Below are 15,371 nucleotides of genomic sequence, written 5' to 3' on the forward strand. Positions count from 1 at the left end.
ACTCAACGCTGCCAATAAGGCGGTGTGCCGATACGTTCAAGCATGAAGTCGATAAAACTGCGTACCTTCGAGGAGACGGTGCGTTTGGGTGGATAGACAAACCAGAGTGACGCGGCGATCTGCGTGGCCTGGGCCTGCCAGTCAGGCAGCCAGTGCAGCAGCTCGCCCTGCCTGAGCAGATCGGCCACCAGCCAGTCCGGCAACAACGCCATGCCCAATCCCTGCCGCACCGCCAGCAACTGCGCATCCAGGTCGTTGATCCGCAGCTGGCCCTTGATTGCAACGCGCTCGGCCTGGGCGCCGGGGGCCCGCAGCGCAATGAAAAATACCTCGTCAGGCAGGTTGCCATTGAGTATCGCGGAACACTCCGCCAGCTCCTGTGGCGAACGGGGTGGCGGATGTTGCCGGGCGTACTCGGGGCTGACACACAGCAGCGTGCGTTCGGCTGCCAGCTGGCGCGCCTTGAGCGACGAGTCCGGCAACACCCCGACCCGTAGCGCCAGGTCGACACCGGCACTGATCAGATTGACGTGACTGTCCTCCAGGGTCAGTTCCAGACGGATTTGCGGAAAACGTTCGGCAAAGTCGCCGAGCAGCGGCAATACATGGTGCCGGGCAAAGGCCGGTGGCAGGTTGAGCTTGAGCAGCCCGCGGGGTTGCTGGTTGAGAGCCGAGGTCGCGGCCCGGGCCTGATCCAGCTCGGCGAGCACCCGCAAGGCATGGTGCAGGAAGGTTTCGCCGCCCTCGGTCAGGCGCAGGGTGCGGGTGGAGCGATTGAACAGGGCGATGCCCAGGTCCTGCTCCAGGTCCTTGATATAACGCGAGACAGTCGAGGCCTTGATCGAGAGTTTCTCGGCCGCCCGGGAAAAATTATTGGCCTGGGCGGCCTCGACAAAGGCCGTGAGGGCGGCGAAATAATCCATGCGGGTATCCACTCGGGGGCGTGTAGGAGCAGAGCTTGCTCGCGAAGGCGCCCTTGAGCCAGCGAAAAGCTTCGCGGGCAAGCTCCGCTCCCACATTGTCCGAGTCAAGCACAGACCCTGCGTACGACCGCAGACCTGTGGGAGCGGAGCTTGTCGGATCGCCGCAAAGAACGATGACACGGTCTATCGTCCTAACGCCGACGTTTCATCAACCAATACGCCGCCGGCAACACCAGCATCGACAACAACGGCGCGGTGATCATGCCGCCGACCATCGGTGCGGCAATCCGCTTCATCACCTCCGACCCGGTGCCGCTGCCCCAGAGAATCGGCAGCAGGCCGGCAATGATCACCGCCACCGTCATCACCTTGGGCCGCACTCGCAACACCGCGCCCTCGCCGATCGCCTCGAGTAAATCGCCGTCCTCCTCTCGCCCGGCATCCTGGCGCGCCGTCCAGGCGTTCTTCAGATAGAGCAGCATGATCACGCCGAACTCCGCCGAGACCCCGGCCAGGGCGATAAAGCCCACCCCCGTGGCCACCGACAGGTTGAAGCCCAGCAGGTAGAGCAACCAGACACCTCCGGACAGCGCGAACGGCAAGGTCAGCATGATCAGGCCCGCTTCGCTGAAACGCCCGAAGGTCAGGTAGAGCAGCACGAAAATGATCAGCAAGGTGGCCGGTACCACCCACTTCAGGCGGGCATTGGCCCGCTCCAGGAACTCGTACTGCCCGGAATAGGAGACGGTCATCCCGGCCTTGAGCTTCACCTGTTGCGCCACTTGTTGCTGCAGGTCGCGGGCGGTCGAGGCCAGGTCACGGCCACGGACATCCACATAGACCCAACCGGACAGCCGACCGTTCTCGCTACGCAGCATCGGCGGCCCCGCGCTCACGCCGATATCCGCCACCGCCCCGAGGGTGATCTGCTGCCCGCTGGCGGTGAGCATCGGCAATTGCTGCAAGGCCTGCGGACTGTCGCGCCACTCCCGTGGATAACGCAGATTGATCGGGTAACGGGCCACACCCTCGACTGTCTCCCCCACCGTGCTGCCGCCCACGGCACCGGACACCACCGCTTGCACATCGGCAATGCTCAGCCCATAGCGAGCCGCCGCCAATCGATTGATCCGGATATCGAGGTAGCTGCCCCCGGTCAAGCGTTCCGCCAGGGCCGAGCTAACGCCTGGGACCTGCTTGGCAACGACTTCGACCTGATGGGCGACCTCATCGATATCCGCCAGAGACGTGCCGGCTACCTTGACCCCGATCGGGCTCTTGATACCCGTGGCAAGCATATCGATGCGGTTGCGGATTGGCGGCACCCAGAGGTTCGACAAGCCCGGCACCTTGACCGCCTGGTCCAGCGCCTCGATCAGTTTCTCCGGGGTCATACCGGCGCGCCATTGCTCACGGGGCTTGAACTTTATAGTGGTTTCGAACATCTCCAGCGGCGCCGGATCGGTAGCGCTTTCCGCCCGCCCGGACTTACCGAAAACATGCTCGACTTCCGGCACTGTACGGATCATCCGGTTGGTCTGCTGCAACAGCTCGCTGGCCTTGCTCGCCGGCAACCCCGGCAGCGCCGAAGGCATATACAGCAGATCGCCCTCATCCAGCGCCGGCATGAATTCCCCGCCCAGTTGGCTCAAGGGCCAGAGGCTGGAAAGGAAGATCAGCAGTGCCAGGGTCAGGGTCAGTTTCGGCCATTTCAGCACCGCCTCCAGCAGCGGACGATAGGCCGCGATCAGCCAGCGATTGAGCGGGTTCTCCTGCTCGCCGGGAATATGACCGCGAATCCAGTAGCCCATCAGCACCGGCACCAGGGTCACCGACAACCCCGCCGCCGCCGCCATCGAATAGGACTTGGTAAACGCCAGCGGACCGAACAGCCGCCCCTCCTGGGCCTCCAGGGTAAACACCGGGAGGAACGACAAAGTGATGATCAACAGACTGAAGAACAGCGCCGGCCCGACCTCCGCCGCCGCCTCGCCGATCACCCGCCAATGGGCTTCGCCTTGCAGCTTCTGGCCAGGATGACGCAGTTGCCAGACCTCGATATGTTTATGCGCGTTCTCGATCATCACCACCGCCGCATCGACCATCGCGCCGATGGCAATGGCGATACCGCCCAGGGACATGATGTTGGCGTTGACCCCCTCGATGCGCATCACGATAAAAGCCATCAACACCCCCAGCGGCAGGGTGATGATCGCCACCAGCGAAGAGCGCCAGTGCCAGAGGAACAACAGGCACACCAGCGCCACCACGCCGAACTCTTCCAGCAGTTTGAAGCTCAGGTTGTGCACCGCCCGGTCGATCAGTTGCGAACGGTCGTAGGTGGTGACCAGCTCGACCCCGGGCGGCAGGCTGCCGCGCAAGCTGTCGAGGCGCGCTTTTACCGCCTGCAGGGTTTCGTCGGCGTTCTTGCCCGAGCGCAGGATCACCACGCCGCCGACGGCTTCACCTTCACCGTCCAACTCGGCAATGCCACGACGCATCTCGGGGCCGATCTGGATCGTCGCCACCTGCCCGAGCAACACCGGCACGCCTTGCGCCGAGGTTTTCAACGGGATATTGCGAAAGTCCTCCAGGCTCTTCAGATAGCCCGAAGCCCGCACCATGTATTCGCGCTCGGCCAGTTCCAGCACCGAACCGCCGGCCTCCTGGTTGGCGCTCTTCAGTGCCTCGTTCACCTGCCGCTGGGTGATGCCGTAGGCCACCATCTTCTGCGGATCGAGCAGGACCTGATACTCCTTGACCATGCCACCGATGGTGGCGACTTCGGCGACATTGGGCACGGTCTTGAGCTCGTACTTGAGGAACCAGTCCTGGATTCCGCGCAACTGTGCCAGGTCATGCTGACCGCTGCGATCCACCAGGGCGTACTGATAGATCCAGCCCACGCCGGTGGCATCCGGACCCAGAGTGCTGGTGACGCCCTGGGGCAAGCGGCCCTGGGCCTGGTTGAGGTATTCCAAGACCCGCGAACGGGCCCAGTAGAGGTCGGTGCCGTCCTCGAAAATCACATAGACAAAAGAGTCACCGAAGAACGAGTAGCCGCGCACGGTCTTCGCCCCGGGGACCGACAGCAAGGTACTGGCCAGCGGATAGGTGATCTGGTTTTCAACGATCTGCGGCGCCTGCCCGGGAAAGCTGGTGCGCACGATCACCTGGGTGTCGGACAGGTCCGGCAGTGCATCGAGCGGTGTATTGCGTACCGACCAGATGCCCCAGGCAACGATAAACAGGGTCGCCAGCAGGATCAGGAACCGATTGCCGATGGACCAGTGGATCAGACGCTTGATCATTTCATCCCCTCCATCGAGTCCATCGGCTCATCGGTGGGGGCGATGCCTTGCAGGCTGGCTTCCGAGTCGAGCAGGAACTGCCCGGAGGTCACCACCTTCTGGCCTTCGCTCAAGCCATCAAGCACTTCGATACGCCCGTCCGACTCGCGCCCGATACGAATCTCTTTCGGTTGATAACGGCCCTCGACCTGCGCCAGCATCACCAGGGTGCGTTTGCCGGTACGGATCACCGCTTCGCTGGGCACCAGCAGGCTCGGGGTCGAATCGGGCTCGGCGAGGCGCACGCTGGCGAACATGCCCGGCCGCAGCTTGCCGTCCGGGTTGGGCAACTGGCTGCGCACCGTCAGGGTACGGTTCTGCGGATCGACACTGGGTAATACCGCCACCACCCTCCCCGCCAGCGTTTGTCCGGGATAAGCGGACAAGGCCACGGACACCGCGGCGCCCACCTCGACCGAGATGGCCTGCGCCTCGGGGATCGCGGTGTCGAGCCAGACGCTACCCAGGCCGTTGATCCGCGCCAGGCTCATCCCCGCGGACACACTCATTCCCGCGCGCACCTCCAGGCTTTGCAGTTCACCGGCCATCGGCGTGGACAGGGTCAATACCGGGCGAACCTTGCGGGTCTTAGCCACCTCGGCGATCACCGACTCGGGCATGCCGAGCAATTGCAGGCGCTGGCGCGAGGCCTGAATCAAGCGGCCGTCGCCGCTGGCAAGGACCGCGACAAATTCCAGTTGCGCGGCCGACCACTCGGGTATCAACAGATCCACCAGCGGCGCGCCGGCCGGCAGCACATCGCCGGGAGCACGGTCGTAGACGCGCTCTACAAAGCCCGCCGCACGGGCTTGCAGGTTGGCGATATCGCGCTGGTTGTAACCCAGCGAACCGACGGCATCGAGCCCACCGGGCAGGCGTTCACGCACCACCACGGCGGTGCGCATACCAAGGTTTTGGGCCAGTTGCGGCGAGACGCTGACGGACGAGGTGTCCTCGGCGCCATCGACATACTTGGGCACCAGTTGCATGTCCATGAACGGCGACTTGCCCGGTGCATTGAAGTGCTGGGTCGGATACATCGGGTCGAACCAGTACAGGGCCGGGCGCTCTTGCTTCGCGCCATCGGCCGCAGCGGACATCGCGCTCCCACCGTGGCCAAGCCAGTAGCCCCCGGCAACACCGAGTCCCGCCAGCGCGAGGGTCAACAGGGAGTAAGTGCGCGTCTTCATTTGAGGCCCTCGACATAGGCGTAATACAGGCTGGCGGACAGTTGGCTGAATTGACTCTGTTGATTGACGCTGCGCAGCTGTGCCTCGATCAGATCACGACGGGCGCCGATCACTTCATTCAACGGGCTCTTACCAGCCCTGTACGACGCCAGCGAAAGCTCGGCGCGGCGCTCGGCCAGGGGAATTGCTGACTGTTGCGAACGTTCCAGAGCCTTATTCAAGCGCTCGAGTTCGGCCAGCCCGCTTTCCAGCTCGGCCTTGTGCTCACGCAACATGACTTCCTGTTCGGCCTCCCGCTGTTCGACCTCATGCTGCCGCGCATTGATCCGCGGCCCTTGGCGGGAACCGCTGAACAGCGGCAGATCGAAGGTGAATTGCAGCGACGCCATATCGCCGCCGAACTGCCGGTCACGGTGCCCGTAGACCAGCTCGACGCCCCAGTCGGGCTTCTTCTGCGCGATGGCATCGGCCAGCTCGGCATTGGCTTCGCTGACCCGGGCCGTGGCCGCTTGCAGATCCGGATGGCGCCCCAGGGTGTGCTGGGTATGCGGCAGGATCGGGCCCCAGCTCGGTGGTCCGTCGGCCAGCGGTTGATCGGCATCGGCGCCGATCCAGCGCCGCAGCTTGGCCCGGGCCATCGCGATGTTCTGTAGCAGTTCGTCACGTCGGTCGGCCAGCGCCAGCGCCTCCTGATCAGCCTGGAGCAGATCGCCCGCCTGCGCGGTGCCGGCGGCGATACGCGAGGGTGTGGTGCTGCGCAACAGCGCGACCTGATGATCCAGTTGATCGAAGCTTTTCACGCTGAGTTCGGCGTAATAGACGTTCAGCCAGGCCAACGCGGTTTGCCGCTTGACCTCCAGCAGCGAAGCCCGGCGCTCGGCTTCGGCGACGTCCACGCTCGCCAGCGCCAGTTGCTTGCGGGCCAGGCGCTTGTCGCGGTTGGGCACCTCCTGGCGCAGGCCGATCTGGCGCTCGGTCATCGAGTCGCCGTTGAACGAATAGCGCCCGGAACCCTGGATCGGCAGATCCTGGATCCCCAACATCAGCTTGGGATCGGGCAACGCATCGGCGGGACCGACCGAGGACTGCGCCGACTCGACCTGCGCCAGGCGCGCGAGGTTTTCGGGGGCGGTGTTTTCAGCCAGGTGCTGGGCCCGCTCGAAGCTCAGCGGCTCGGCCCTGACGGCCACCAGCGGGCTGGCGCCCAGGACAACAGCGATCACACCGGCCAAGACGCGGTGTGAAGGAAGGAAAGCGAACATGCTTTCGTCTCCAATGCAGGATCGACGCGCCCGCTGCAAATAGCGGTCGCGATGGCCCCTACGCCGTTTTGTGGGGGCGTGTGGGGATTCGGATCAAGGCATCAGACGTAACGCGGAGGGCGCCACAAATCGGCAGGCTCGGACTGGAGCACGGCGGGCGGTTGCAGGGTAAGCGGGAGCGGTGGAACCGGGCTGAAGGTTCCAATCGTCAGGACCTGGAGCAGTCCACCGATCTTGCACTCCTCACCGGACTTGCAGGGCGACTTGGAGGCGGCACCATGTTCCCTATCATTGCAGCAGGGCGCGCCGGTCATTTTCGATCCGGCGTGGTTCATCGACGGCATCGGACAAGGTTCAGCAAAAGACGCGGCCACGGCCACGCTGCCGAAGATCGGCAGCATCAGGCTGAGCACCAGGGTCAAGATCAGCTGAAACCTGAACATCGAGGACGCCAATGAAGGGGTTGCGGTAAAGGATAGGCTACTTAAACCGCGACAGGTTAAGTAGACATTAACGTTCGTGGCCGTGGTGCCTGCCCACGGGTTATTCCGAAACCGCCTGCAACACCCAACCACCCTCCTGTTCCACGATCAGGCCGCAGGCCAGCAGCAGCGGACGCAACCGAACGTGCAGCTCAGGCTTGACGAACTCATGCACGCGAGACTTGTCCAGCGCACCGGGAGTCTCCAGTTCACTCTTGAAGAACGACAACCAGGCTTTCTTCAGTGCCAGGAGTACCTCGCTGGGGGTGGTCCTGGCGAACTGGCGGTTGACCACCTTGCCCAGCTCGAAGCTGTGTTGGAAGGCATAACCGGTTTCGACGCCCGCCGCTTCCACGCAGCGCACGCATTGGCACGGTCCATCGGCAAATGCCTGGAGCAGGAAAGCATTGAAGTCCGTCACGGGCTTGAGGGAGAGTCGCTTGTCGACCTGAAACAAATCGTCCTGCTGTGCCATTTCCATCATCGTGCCCTTCCTTAACCATAACTGCCCGTGCCCCTTTGGAGCGACGGGTAAAAAGTCGCGAAGTTAATCCCTTGACTGCCTGATGTCAAAGCCGCGTCGGACCGGTTCCTCAGGCGCCTCAGCGCTCTTCGCGGACCACGCCCTGTTCCTCGAGCAGGCGCACGAACATGCTCAGGCTTTGCGACACTGTACCCCGGCGCCACACCAGCCAGGTTCGCAGATAGCGCATGGACTCGGCCAACGGCCAGACGCTCACGGTGCTGCAGCCGGGCATGCTCTCGAGCATGCTGCGGGGCATCAGCGCCAGGCCGGCCCCGGCACTCACACAGGCGAGCATGCCATGGTAGGACTCCATCTCATGGATCTTGCCGGGTACCGCGCCGTCCTTGCCAAACCAGCTCTCGAAGTGATGCCGATAGGAACAGTTGGCACGAAAAGCATAAATGCTCTCGCCATTGACCTCTTGCGCGCGCCGGATAGGCGCGTGCTGCAGCGGCGCGATCAGCACCATCTCTTCCTCGAACGCCGGTACCCCTTCCAGCGCCGGATGCAGCAGCGGCCCGTCGACAAAGGCAGCGGCCAGGCGCCCGGACAAGACCCCATCGATCATGGTCCCGGACGGGCCGGTGGAGAGATCCAGATCGACCTTGGCATAGCGCTGGTTATAGGCCGCCAGCAGTTGCGGAATACGCACCGCCGCCGTGCTCTCCAGCGAGCCCAAGGCAAAGGCGCCTTGCGGTTCTTCACCGGCCACGGTGGCCCGCGCCTCACCGACCAGGTCGAGAATACGCCGGGCATAGTCGAGAAAACTCCAGCCCGCCGGTGACAGCCGCAGACGACTCTTCTCGCGAATAAACAGATCCACCCCCAGATCCTGCTCCAACTGCTTGATCCGCGTGGTCAGGTTCGACGGCACCCGATGGATCTGCTGGGCGGCCGCACTGATGCTGCCGTGCTCGGCAACGGCTTTGAAAATCTCCAACTGGACCAGATCCATGTCATTCTCCAATCGTGAACGATATGCTCATTATTATTCAGTTTCCAGAAAACTAGCGCCACCGTAATCTGAGGCCATACCCACCCAGCAGGACGGTGTCATGTCTTCGATCTCCAGCCGCACCCATGCTCTTTCGATCAACCCCGCCAACGGCGAACAGATCGGCCACTACCCTTTCGAATCCGATTCGGCCCTGGATGCCGCCCTGTCCCGTGCCGCGACCGGGTTCTCGCTCTGGCGGCGTACCGCGCTGGAACAACGCTCGCAGTCGCTGGTCGCCCTGGCTCAGGCCCTGCGCGACAACGCCAGCGCAATGGCCGAGATGATCACCCGGGAGATGGGCAAGCCCGTGACCCAGGCCCGCGGCGAAATTGAGAAGTGTGCGCAACTCTGCCTGTGGTACGCCGAACACGGCCCCGCCATGCTCAGCGCCGAGCCGACCCAGGTGGAAGGCGGCAAGGCGCGCATCGAGTATCGCCCACTGGGTCCGATTCTCGCCGTGATGCCGTGGAACTTTCCGATCTGGCAAGTGCTGCGCGGCGCGGTGCCGACGCTGCTGGCCGGTAACACCTTCGTGCTCAAGCACGCGCCCAACGTCATGGGCAGCGCCTACCTGCTGCGGGACGCCTTCAAGCGCGCCGGCTTTGCCGAAGGTATCTTCGAAGTCATCAATGTCACCCCGGACGGCGTCTCCCGGGCCATTGCCGACCCGCGCATCGCCGCGGTCACCCTCACCGGCAGCGTACGCGCCGGCATGGCCATCGGCGCGCAGGCCGGCGCGGCCTTGAAGAAGTGCGTGTTGGAGCTGGGCGGTTCAGACCCCTTTATCGTGCTCAATGACGCCGACCTCGAGGAAGCGGTCAAGGCCGCCGTGATCGGCCGCTACCAGAACACCGGGCAAGTCTGCGCGGCCGCCAAGCGCCTGATTGTCGAGCAAGGTGTCGTAGAAGCCTTCACCGACAAGTTTGTCGAGGCCACCCGCCGCCTGGTCATCGGCGACCCGCTGGCCACCGGCACCTATATCGGTCCCATGGCCCGCTTCGATCTGCGTGACGAGCTGGATCAGCAGGTTCGGGACACCCTGGAGCAAGGCGCGACATTGTTGCTCGGCGGCAAAAAAGCCGAGGGGCCTGGCAACTTCTACGAACCCACGGTATTGGCGAATGTCACCGACCAGATGACCTCGTTCAAACAGGAACTGTTCGGCCCGGTGGCGTCCATCATCACCGCGCGGGATGCCGCCCATGCCCTGGCGCTGGCCAATGACAGCGAGTTCGGGCTCACGGCAACCGTTTACACGGCGGATCTGGAGCTGGCCGGCAAGTTCGCCGACGAACTGGAAACCGGCGGTGTGTTTATCAACGGCTATAGCGCCAGCGACCCACGGGTCAGCTTCGGTGGCGTGAAGAAAAGCGGTTTTGGTCGCGAACTGTCGCACTTCGGCGTACGCGAATTCTGCAATGCCCAGACCGTGTGGCTGGATCGCCGCTGAGGGATCGCCCGGCCCGGGAGCCTATAGCCCCCGGGGCCTGCCGGCGGCAGGACTGAAAAAAGCGCAAAAAAAAAGCCTGCATCGCTGCAGGCTTTTCTTCTATCTGGCTCCACAACCTGGACTCGAACCAGGGACCCAGTGATTAACAGTCACTTGCTCTACCAACTGAGCTATTGCGGAATGCCGCGTATGTTACTGATATAAAAAGAGAAGTCAACCCCTACCCTGGCGATGAGCGGCCAGCTGGATCTGCCGCGAGTTCATCCACCCGGTGATCTATGACCTGCCGTGCACGGCTGGCCAGCGCGCCACGGGCCCGGGCCGACGACCCGCAGGGAGACCGTCATATAAGCTTCATATTGCAGGGATAGCATTGTGCCTTCACCTCGCTCGGCGACCTCAGCATGCGCGCAGAAAACTTCCCCTTTATGCGTCCACAGCGGCCTAGAGATCATCGCTGCGCCGGTGACTTGTGCATTGAAGTGCCGGTGATTGATTCCGACAGCACCAATGCCCTGGTGATGGAAACCTTCACCTCGCACAAGGAGGTCGTGTGCCTGGCGGTGCTGGAAGACGAGCGCCCCATCGGCCTGATCAACCGCAATATCTTCCTGTCAATGATGAGCAAACCGTTTCACCGCGAACTGTACGACAAGAAAAGCTGCATTGCCTTCATGGACAAGGAACCGTTGATCGTCGATGCCGGGATGAGCATTGAAGAGTTGACGTTCAAGACGGTGGAGTTTGGCGAAAAGACCCTGGCGGACGGTTTTATCATCACCCGCAACGGCCAATTCGCCGGCCTGGGCAGTGGCCTGCAACTGATGGAAGTGGTCGCGGCCATGCAGGCCGAGAAAAATCGCCAGATCATGCAGAGCATCGAGTACGCGAGCGTTATCCAGCGCGCCATGCTGCGCGCCTCGCGGGACGCCCTGAAGTCGACCCTGGACGATGCCGTCCTGTTGTGGGAACCACGGGATGTGGTCGGCGGCGACTTCTACCATTTCTGCGCCTACCCCGATGGCTGGTTCGGAGCAATTGCCGACTGTACCGGTCACGGCGTTCCCGGCGCCTTCATGACCCTGATCGCCTCCTCCTCACTGACCCAGGCGCTGGTCCAGCTCGGGCCACGGGATCCCGGCGCGCTGTTATCGGCGGTGAATAAAAGCGTCAAGGAACTGCTGGGACAGGTCCAGGGCGTCGATGAAACCCCCGAGTCCGACGATGGCCTGGATGCGGCGTTTTTCTGGTTCGACAGCGCCAGCCAGACCCTGAGTTTTGCCGGCGCGCGCATGTCGCTCTACCTCTTGCCGCCGGATGCCCAACAGCTGGAAACCCTCGCCGGCCAGCGGGTCGGCGTTGGCTACGTGGACAGCGACATTGACTACCAATGGCCGATGAGCCACGTGACGATAGTACCGGCCAGCCTGGTGTTCATTGCCACCGACGGCTTGACCGACCAGATTGGCGGCCCGCGCAACATTGCCTTCGGCAAGAGCAAGGCCTTCGACACGATACTGGAACACCGCAATCAGCCAGCGACCGTCATCTGCGAAGCCTTGCAACGCACGCTGGCCAATTGGCAAGGAGAGCAAACCCGGCGTGACGACCTCACCCTCTTCTGCGCGCGTCTTGGAAACACTCATGATTAACTCGAATACCGCTCACCCCGATTGCCACTTCTTCGACCTGGCCCAGCAGCGCAATGTGATTTTCTATCACATGGGTTATTTCTCGCACACCATCATTACCGCCATGGCCGAGGTCGTCAGGCTGCAATTGGAAATCTCCGGGGTGAACGGGCCGACGCGACGCAAGCTGTTTTCCTCCTTCGTCGAACTGTCGCAAAACATCATCCACTATTCCTCCGACTCGTTGCCCACCGAGCCGTGCGAAGAGTCGTCGTTGCGCCAGGGCGCGGTGTGTATCAGCGCCGAGGGTGATCGTCACCTGATGCTCTGTGCCAACCCGATCGCCACCAGCGACGTCGACCGCCTGCGGGAAAAGCTCGAACCCCTGCGCAACATGTCGCTTGAAGAGATCAAGCAAGCTTACAAAGTGACCTTGCGCGCGGAAACCCCGGTGGACAGCAAGGGGGCCGGCCTGGGTTTCCTGACAATGGCGCGCGATGCCTGCGCCCCGTTGGAATTCGATTTCTACCCAAGAGCGGACGAGCCGGGAACCACGCTGTTCTGCCTTAAAGCCACTATCTAAGTAGAGTGACGCAATCGCCATGGATAATTTCTACATCGAAGCAACCGCCACATCACCGGAAGTCGACTTTCGTTTCGATCAGAATCTGCTGACGATAAAAGGCGAGTCCTACCCGGAAAATGCCGCCGCCTTCTATGCGCCTGTCCTCCAGCAACTGCGCACCTACCTCGCCACCCGCGAGGACACCATCATCACCACCCACATTGCGCTGGCTTACTTCAACAGCTCCAGCACCAAGATGCTGTTCAGCATTTTCGATGCGCTGGACAAGGCCGTTCAATCGGGTAACGAGATGCAGGTGAACTGGTACCACGACGAAGAAGATGAAACGATCTTCGAATTCGGTGAAGAGCTGAAGGCCGACTTTACCGCCATCATCTTCAACGACCACGCAACGACTCTCCAATGATTCTTGGAGAAGGATGATGAGCATGACCGCTTCAGTCACTTCCGCCGGTGCACAGGATGATGCAGCACACGACCTGTTCAGAAGCGAAACCGACGCCCTTGAACACGCCCGTTCGATTCTGGCCCTGACTGAAGCTGACGCCCCGGTGTACCAGCAAGCCCTCGGCGAGCTGACCGTGCACTTCGAGCGGCTCATGCGCGAGACGCGCCGGCTGATACGCCGCAGCGACCGTGCCGAGCGCGAAATGAATACGCTCAATTCCCAGTTGCAAACGTTGGCCCGCCAGCTCGAATACCGGGCCACCCACGATGCGCTGACCGATGTGCTGAACCGTGGCGCGGTGATTGACCTGACCGTGCAAGCGCTGCGCAAAACCGGGGCGGTGATGGTGGTGCTGGACATCGACCACTTCAAGCAGATCAACGACGAATTCGGCCATCCCGCGGGCGACGCGGTGATTCAAGGCATCGTCAACTGCTTGCGCCGGGCCGTGGGCAATGCGGGATTTATCGGCCGCGTGGGTGGGGAAGAATTTACCGTGCTGATTCCCGCCGGTACGCTGGAGGAAGGCCTCAGTCTTGCCGAGACCCTGCGTGATTGCATTGCCGCGCATGTCTTCGGGCAGCCGGTAAACCGGCAGATCACCGCGAGTTTCGGGGTCAGTGCCAGCCCCATGGGCACCAGTTTCGACACCGCCTATGGCTTGGCGGATGCCGCCTTGTACCAGGCCAAACGTTCGGGCAGGAATCGGGTGGAGGCCGCGCGGACAGAAGCTGACGTCTGTCCGCTGGAGTCAGCGGAAGAAGAGCGCCTGGGCCCTCCTCTTCCCACCCTGTGATCAGAAGATCGAGATAGGGTAATCGGCGATCAGGCGCAGCTCATTGTTGTCGCCTTCAGGCTGATCGGCATTGGCACGGTGGAACGACTGGCGCAGGCGCAGCGACAGATCCTTGGCCGGGCCGCCTTGTACCACGTACTTGGCTTCGAAATCGGTCTCGTGGTGGGTGCCATTGGCACCGTAGTGCAGCTGATTGTAGGCACTGTCCGCGGCCATCTTGGTGCCATTGATATCGTCACCGTAGATATAGCGGGTCATGAAGCTCAGGCCCGGCACCCCATAGGTCAACATGTTCAGATCATAACGCGCCTGCCAGGATTTCTCGCCCGGACCGTTGAAGTCCGAGTACTGCACGGAGTTGGCCAGCATGATCGAGTCGCCACCGTCGCCCGGGCCGTTGGTGCCGAAGCCGACATAGTCGAACGGCGTGTCGCCGTGGATCTTCTGGAACGCCAGGGTCACGGTGTGCGCGGTCAGGAAGGTGTAGGCCGTGGCGAAGGAGAACGCGGTGTTGTTGATTGGGCCAGCCTTGGCGGCGCCTTCGTCATTGGTCTTGTACAGGTTGAAGTCGAAGTTCAGCGACTGACCTGGCGAGATACCCAGCGTGTAGTTGCCATTGGTGTAGTACTGGCGCCAGACGTCTTCGAACTCGGAACCGTAGAGGGTGAAATTCAGGTTGTCGTTGACCTTGTACTTGCCGCCGAGGTAGTTGACGGCGCTGGCGGTCACGTTGGCGTAGGTGGCATACAGCGAATGATCGTTGCTGGTGGAGACTACCCCGGTACCGCTGGTGAAATGCCCGGCTTCCAGGTCCAGGTCCTTGATCTCGCTGCTCAACAGGTTGAAGCCGGTGGCGGTTTGCGGAATCAGGCGGGTACCGCCAGCGGCGAAGACCGGTGCAGTGGGCTGCATATCGCCATAGAGCAATTCGGTCTTGGAAATCCGCACCTTCACCGCGCCGCCGGCCTTGGCGTAATCGTCCTCGGGCTCGCCGTTGCGGCCCACCGGCAGGTTACCGGTACCGGCCGTGCCAGCGCCGCCATCGAGCTTGATCCCCCAGTAACCGAAGGCATCCACGCCGAAACCGACGGTGCCCTGGGTGAAACCGGAGCTGTAGTTGCCGAAGATGCCCTGGGTCCAGTCCTTCTTGTCCGCCGGACCATTTTTCACGTCACGGTCGAAATACTGGTTCTTCAAATGCAGGTTGAGGCTGCTGTCCTCGACGAAGCCCTTGGTCTCGTCTTGATCCGTCACGGTGGTCGCCATGGCCGCCTGGGCCATGCCCAGCGAGACCGCCAGCGTCAGAAAGTTGAGTTTGGTCGACATCATTGTAATTCCCCTGGTTAATAATGTTTCAGCCTCTTGTTAGTGCGAACGACCGGTACACGCCGTCCTCCGCGCGAAGGGCTGGAAACGTAAAGCGGTAAAGGGCAGAAAGTGCCCGAAGGCAAGGACAATCTTCGTATCAGCGAAGGAGGTGGCGGGTGCAACATTGACGATTCCCGGGTGTGCCGATGGCACCCCACAGCCCTTTAAACAAGGCTTTCCAGGTTGTTCCTCATGGTTTTGCCCATCAGATCCAACGCGTTTTGAACCCTCAACCCATGGCCTCTTTTGTTATTGTGATTGCCACCTTCTGTATATAATTTTTTCCCCGCCGCCTTCATGAACACTGATTTAAGTAGCGGTGAAGATTTCTTCACCGAGTTTTAAGTTGCAGTTCATGTTTC

13 protein-coding genes and 1 tRNA gene are annotated in these 15,371 nt (G+C 62.1%); 5 read left to right on the plus strand and 9 right to left on the minus strand.

Annotated features, from left to right (window positions below):
• Window positions 1-2: 2 nt before the first annotated feature.
• From AC07VG_RS19665 to ptrR, 7 genes are all read right to left on the minus strand, one after another.
• Entirely contained in the window at window positions 3-923 is a 921-nt protein-coding gene (locus AC07VG_RS19665) for a LysR family transcriptional regulator (RefSeq protein WP_495002637.1), read from the minus strand.
• A 191-nt stretch (window positions 924-1,114) separates the two neighbouring features.
• Window positions 1,115-4,234 (minus strand): efflux RND transporter permease subunit, encoded by a 3,120-nt coding sequence (locus tag AC07VG_RS19670; RefSeq protein ID WP_495021719.1) that lies wholly within the window; start codon window positions 4,232-4,234, stop codon window positions 1,115-1,117.
• Window positions 4,231-5,463, minus strand: a complete 1,233-nt coding sequence (locus AC07VG_RS19675; RefSeq protein WP_495021720.1) for an efflux RND transporter periplasmic adaptor subunit — start codon at window positions 5,461-5,463, stop codon at window positions 4,231-4,233. Before AC07VG_RS19675 ends, AC07VG_RS19670 begins: the two co-directional genes overlap by 4 nt.
• Window positions 5,460-6,725, minus strand: a complete 1,266-nt coding sequence (locus AC07VG_RS19680; RefSeq protein WP_495021721.1) for a TolC family protein — start codon at window positions 6,723-6,725, stop codon at window positions 5,460-5,462. The genes AC07VG_RS19675 and AC07VG_RS19680 overlap by 4 nt, the downstream gene beginning before the upstream one ends.
• 101 nt (window positions 6,726-6,826) lie before the next feature.
• Window positions 6,827-7,168 (minus strand): hypothetical protein, encoded by a 342-nt coding sequence (locus AC07VG_RS19685; protein ID WP_495002641.1) that lies wholly within the window; start codon window positions 7,166-7,168, stop codon window positions 6,827-6,829.
• A gap of 100 nt (window positions 7,169-7,268) precedes the next feature.
• Complete coding sequence (locus AC07VG_RS19690) at window positions 7,269-7,691, minus strand: hypothetical protein (RefSeq protein WP_495021722.1); 423 nt, start codon at window positions 7,689-7,691, stop codon at window positions 7,269-7,271.
• 118 nt (window positions 7,692-7,809) lie between these two features.
• A complete protein-coding gene (gene ptrR / locus AC07VG_RS19695; protein WP_495002643.1) occupies window positions 7,810-8,688 on the minus strand; it encodes a putrescine utilization regulator PtrR in 879 nt (292 codons plus the stop codon).
• Between the two features lie 100 nt (window positions 8,689-8,788).
• Here ptrR and AC07VG_RS19700 point away from each other — a divergent pair, with 100 nt between their 5' ends.
• On the plus strand, window positions 8,789-10,180 hold the full coding sequence (locus AC07VG_RS19700; RefSeq protein WP_495002644.1) for an aldehyde dehydrogenase family protein: 1,392 nt from the start codon (window positions 8,789-8,791) through the stop codon (window positions 10,178-10,180).
• 104 nt (window positions 10,181-10,284) lie between these two features.
• On the opposite strand, the gene AC07VG_RS19705 is transcribed toward AC07VG_RS19700, so the two are convergent.
• A tRNA-Asn gene (locus tag AC07VG_RS19705) sits at window positions 10,285-10,360 on the minus strand.
• Between the two features lie 248 nt (window positions 10,361-10,608).
• On the opposite strand from AC07VG_RS19705, the gene AC07VG_RS19710 reads away from it, so the two are divergent.
• The 4 genes from AC07VG_RS19710 to AC07VG_RS19725 are packed head-to-tail and all read left to right on the plus strand — an operon-like array spanning window position 10,609 to window position 13,641.
• On the plus strand, window positions 10,609-11,832 hold the full coding sequence (locus AC07VG_RS19710; protein ID WP_495002733.1) for a SpoIIE family protein phosphatase: 1,224 nt from the start codon (window positions 10,609-10,611) through the stop codon (window positions 11,830-11,832).
• On the plus strand, window positions 11,825-12,394 hold the full coding sequence (locus tag AC07VG_RS19715; protein WP_495002645.1) for a SiaB family protein kinase: 570 nt from the start codon (window positions 11,825-11,827) through the stop codon (window positions 12,392-12,394). The genes AC07VG_RS19710 and AC07VG_RS19715 overlap by 8 nt, the downstream gene beginning before the upstream one ends.
• Before the next feature lie 19 nt (window positions 12,395-12,413).
• On the plus strand, window positions 12,414-12,803 hold the full coding sequence (locus tag AC07VG_RS19720; protein WP_495002646.1) for a DUF1987 domain-containing protein: 390 nt from the start codon (window positions 12,414-12,416) through the stop codon (window positions 12,801-12,803).
• Window positions 12,804-12,825: 22 nt separating this feature from the next.
• Window positions 12,826-13,641, plus strand: coding sequence for a GGDEF domain-containing protein (locus AC07VG_RS19725; RefSeq protein ID WP_495002647.1), 816 nt, complete (start codon window positions 12,826-12,828; stop codon window positions 13,639-13,641).
• On the opposite strand, the gene AC07VG_RS19730 is transcribed toward AC07VG_RS19725, so the two are convergent.
• Window positions 13,642-14,970, minus strand: a complete 1,329-nt coding sequence (locus AC07VG_RS19730) for an OprD family porin (RefSeq protein ID WP_495021723.1) — start codon at window positions 14,968-14,970, stop codon at window positions 13,642-13,644. It abuts the gene before it with no gap.
• Between the last annotated feature and the right edge of the window lie 401 nt (window positions 14,971-15,371).

Source organism: Pseudomonas sp. GW821-FHT03C07, from assembly GCF_059420925.1.

Coding starts and splice junctions, on each gene's coding strand:
- AC07VG_RS19670 (WP_495021719.1), bottom strand. CDS start 4,234: ATGATCAAGCGTCTGATCCACTGGTCCATCGGCAATCGGTTCCTGATC.
- AC07VG_RS19700 (WP_495002644.1), top strand. CDS start 8,789: ATGTCTTCGATCTCCAGCCGCACCCATGCTCTTTCGATCAACCCCGCC.
- AC07VG_RS19675 (WP_495021720.1), bottom strand. CDS start 5,463: ATGAAGACGCGCACTTACTCCCTGTTGACCCTCGCGCTGGCGGGACTC.
- AC07VG_RS19715 (WP_495002645.1), top strand. CDS start 11,825: ATGATTAACTCGAATACCGCTCACCCCGATTGCCACTTCTTCGACCTG.
- AC07VG_RS19665 (WP_495002637.1), bottom strand. CDS start 923: ATGGATTATTTCGCCGCCCTCACGGCCTTTGTCGAGGCCGCCCAGGCC.
- AC07VG_RS19690 (WP_495021722.1), bottom strand. CDS start 7,691: ATGATGGAAATGGCACAGCAGGACGATTTGTTTCAGGTCGACAAGCGA.
- AC07VG_RS19720 (WP_495002646.1), top strand. CDS start 12,414: ATGGATAATTTCTACATCGAAGCAACCGCCACATCACCGGAAGTCGAC.
- ptrR (WP_495002643.1), bottom strand. CDS start 8,688: ATGGATCTGGTCCAGTTGGAGATTTTCAAAGCCGTTGCCGAGCACGGC.
- AC07VG_RS19680 (WP_495021721.1), bottom strand. CDS start 6,725: ATGTTCGCTTTCCTTCCTTCACACCGCGTCTTGGCCGGTGTGATCGCT.
- AC07VG_RS19730 (WP_495021723.1), bottom strand. CDS start 14,970: ATGATGTCGACCAAACTCAACTTTCTGACGCTGGCGGTCTCGCTGGGC.
- AC07VG_RS19685 (WP_495002641.1), bottom strand. CDS start 7,168: ATGTTCAGGTTTCAGCTGATCTTGACCCTGGTGCTCAGCCTGATGCTG.
- AC07VG_RS19725 (WP_495002647.1), top strand. CDS start 12,826: ATGACCGCTTCAGTCACTTCCGCCGGTGCACAGGATGATGCAGCACAC.
- AC07VG_RS19710 (WP_495002733.1), top strand. CDS start 10,609: ATGCGTCCACAGCGGCCTAGAGATCATCGCTGCGCCGGTGACTTGTGC.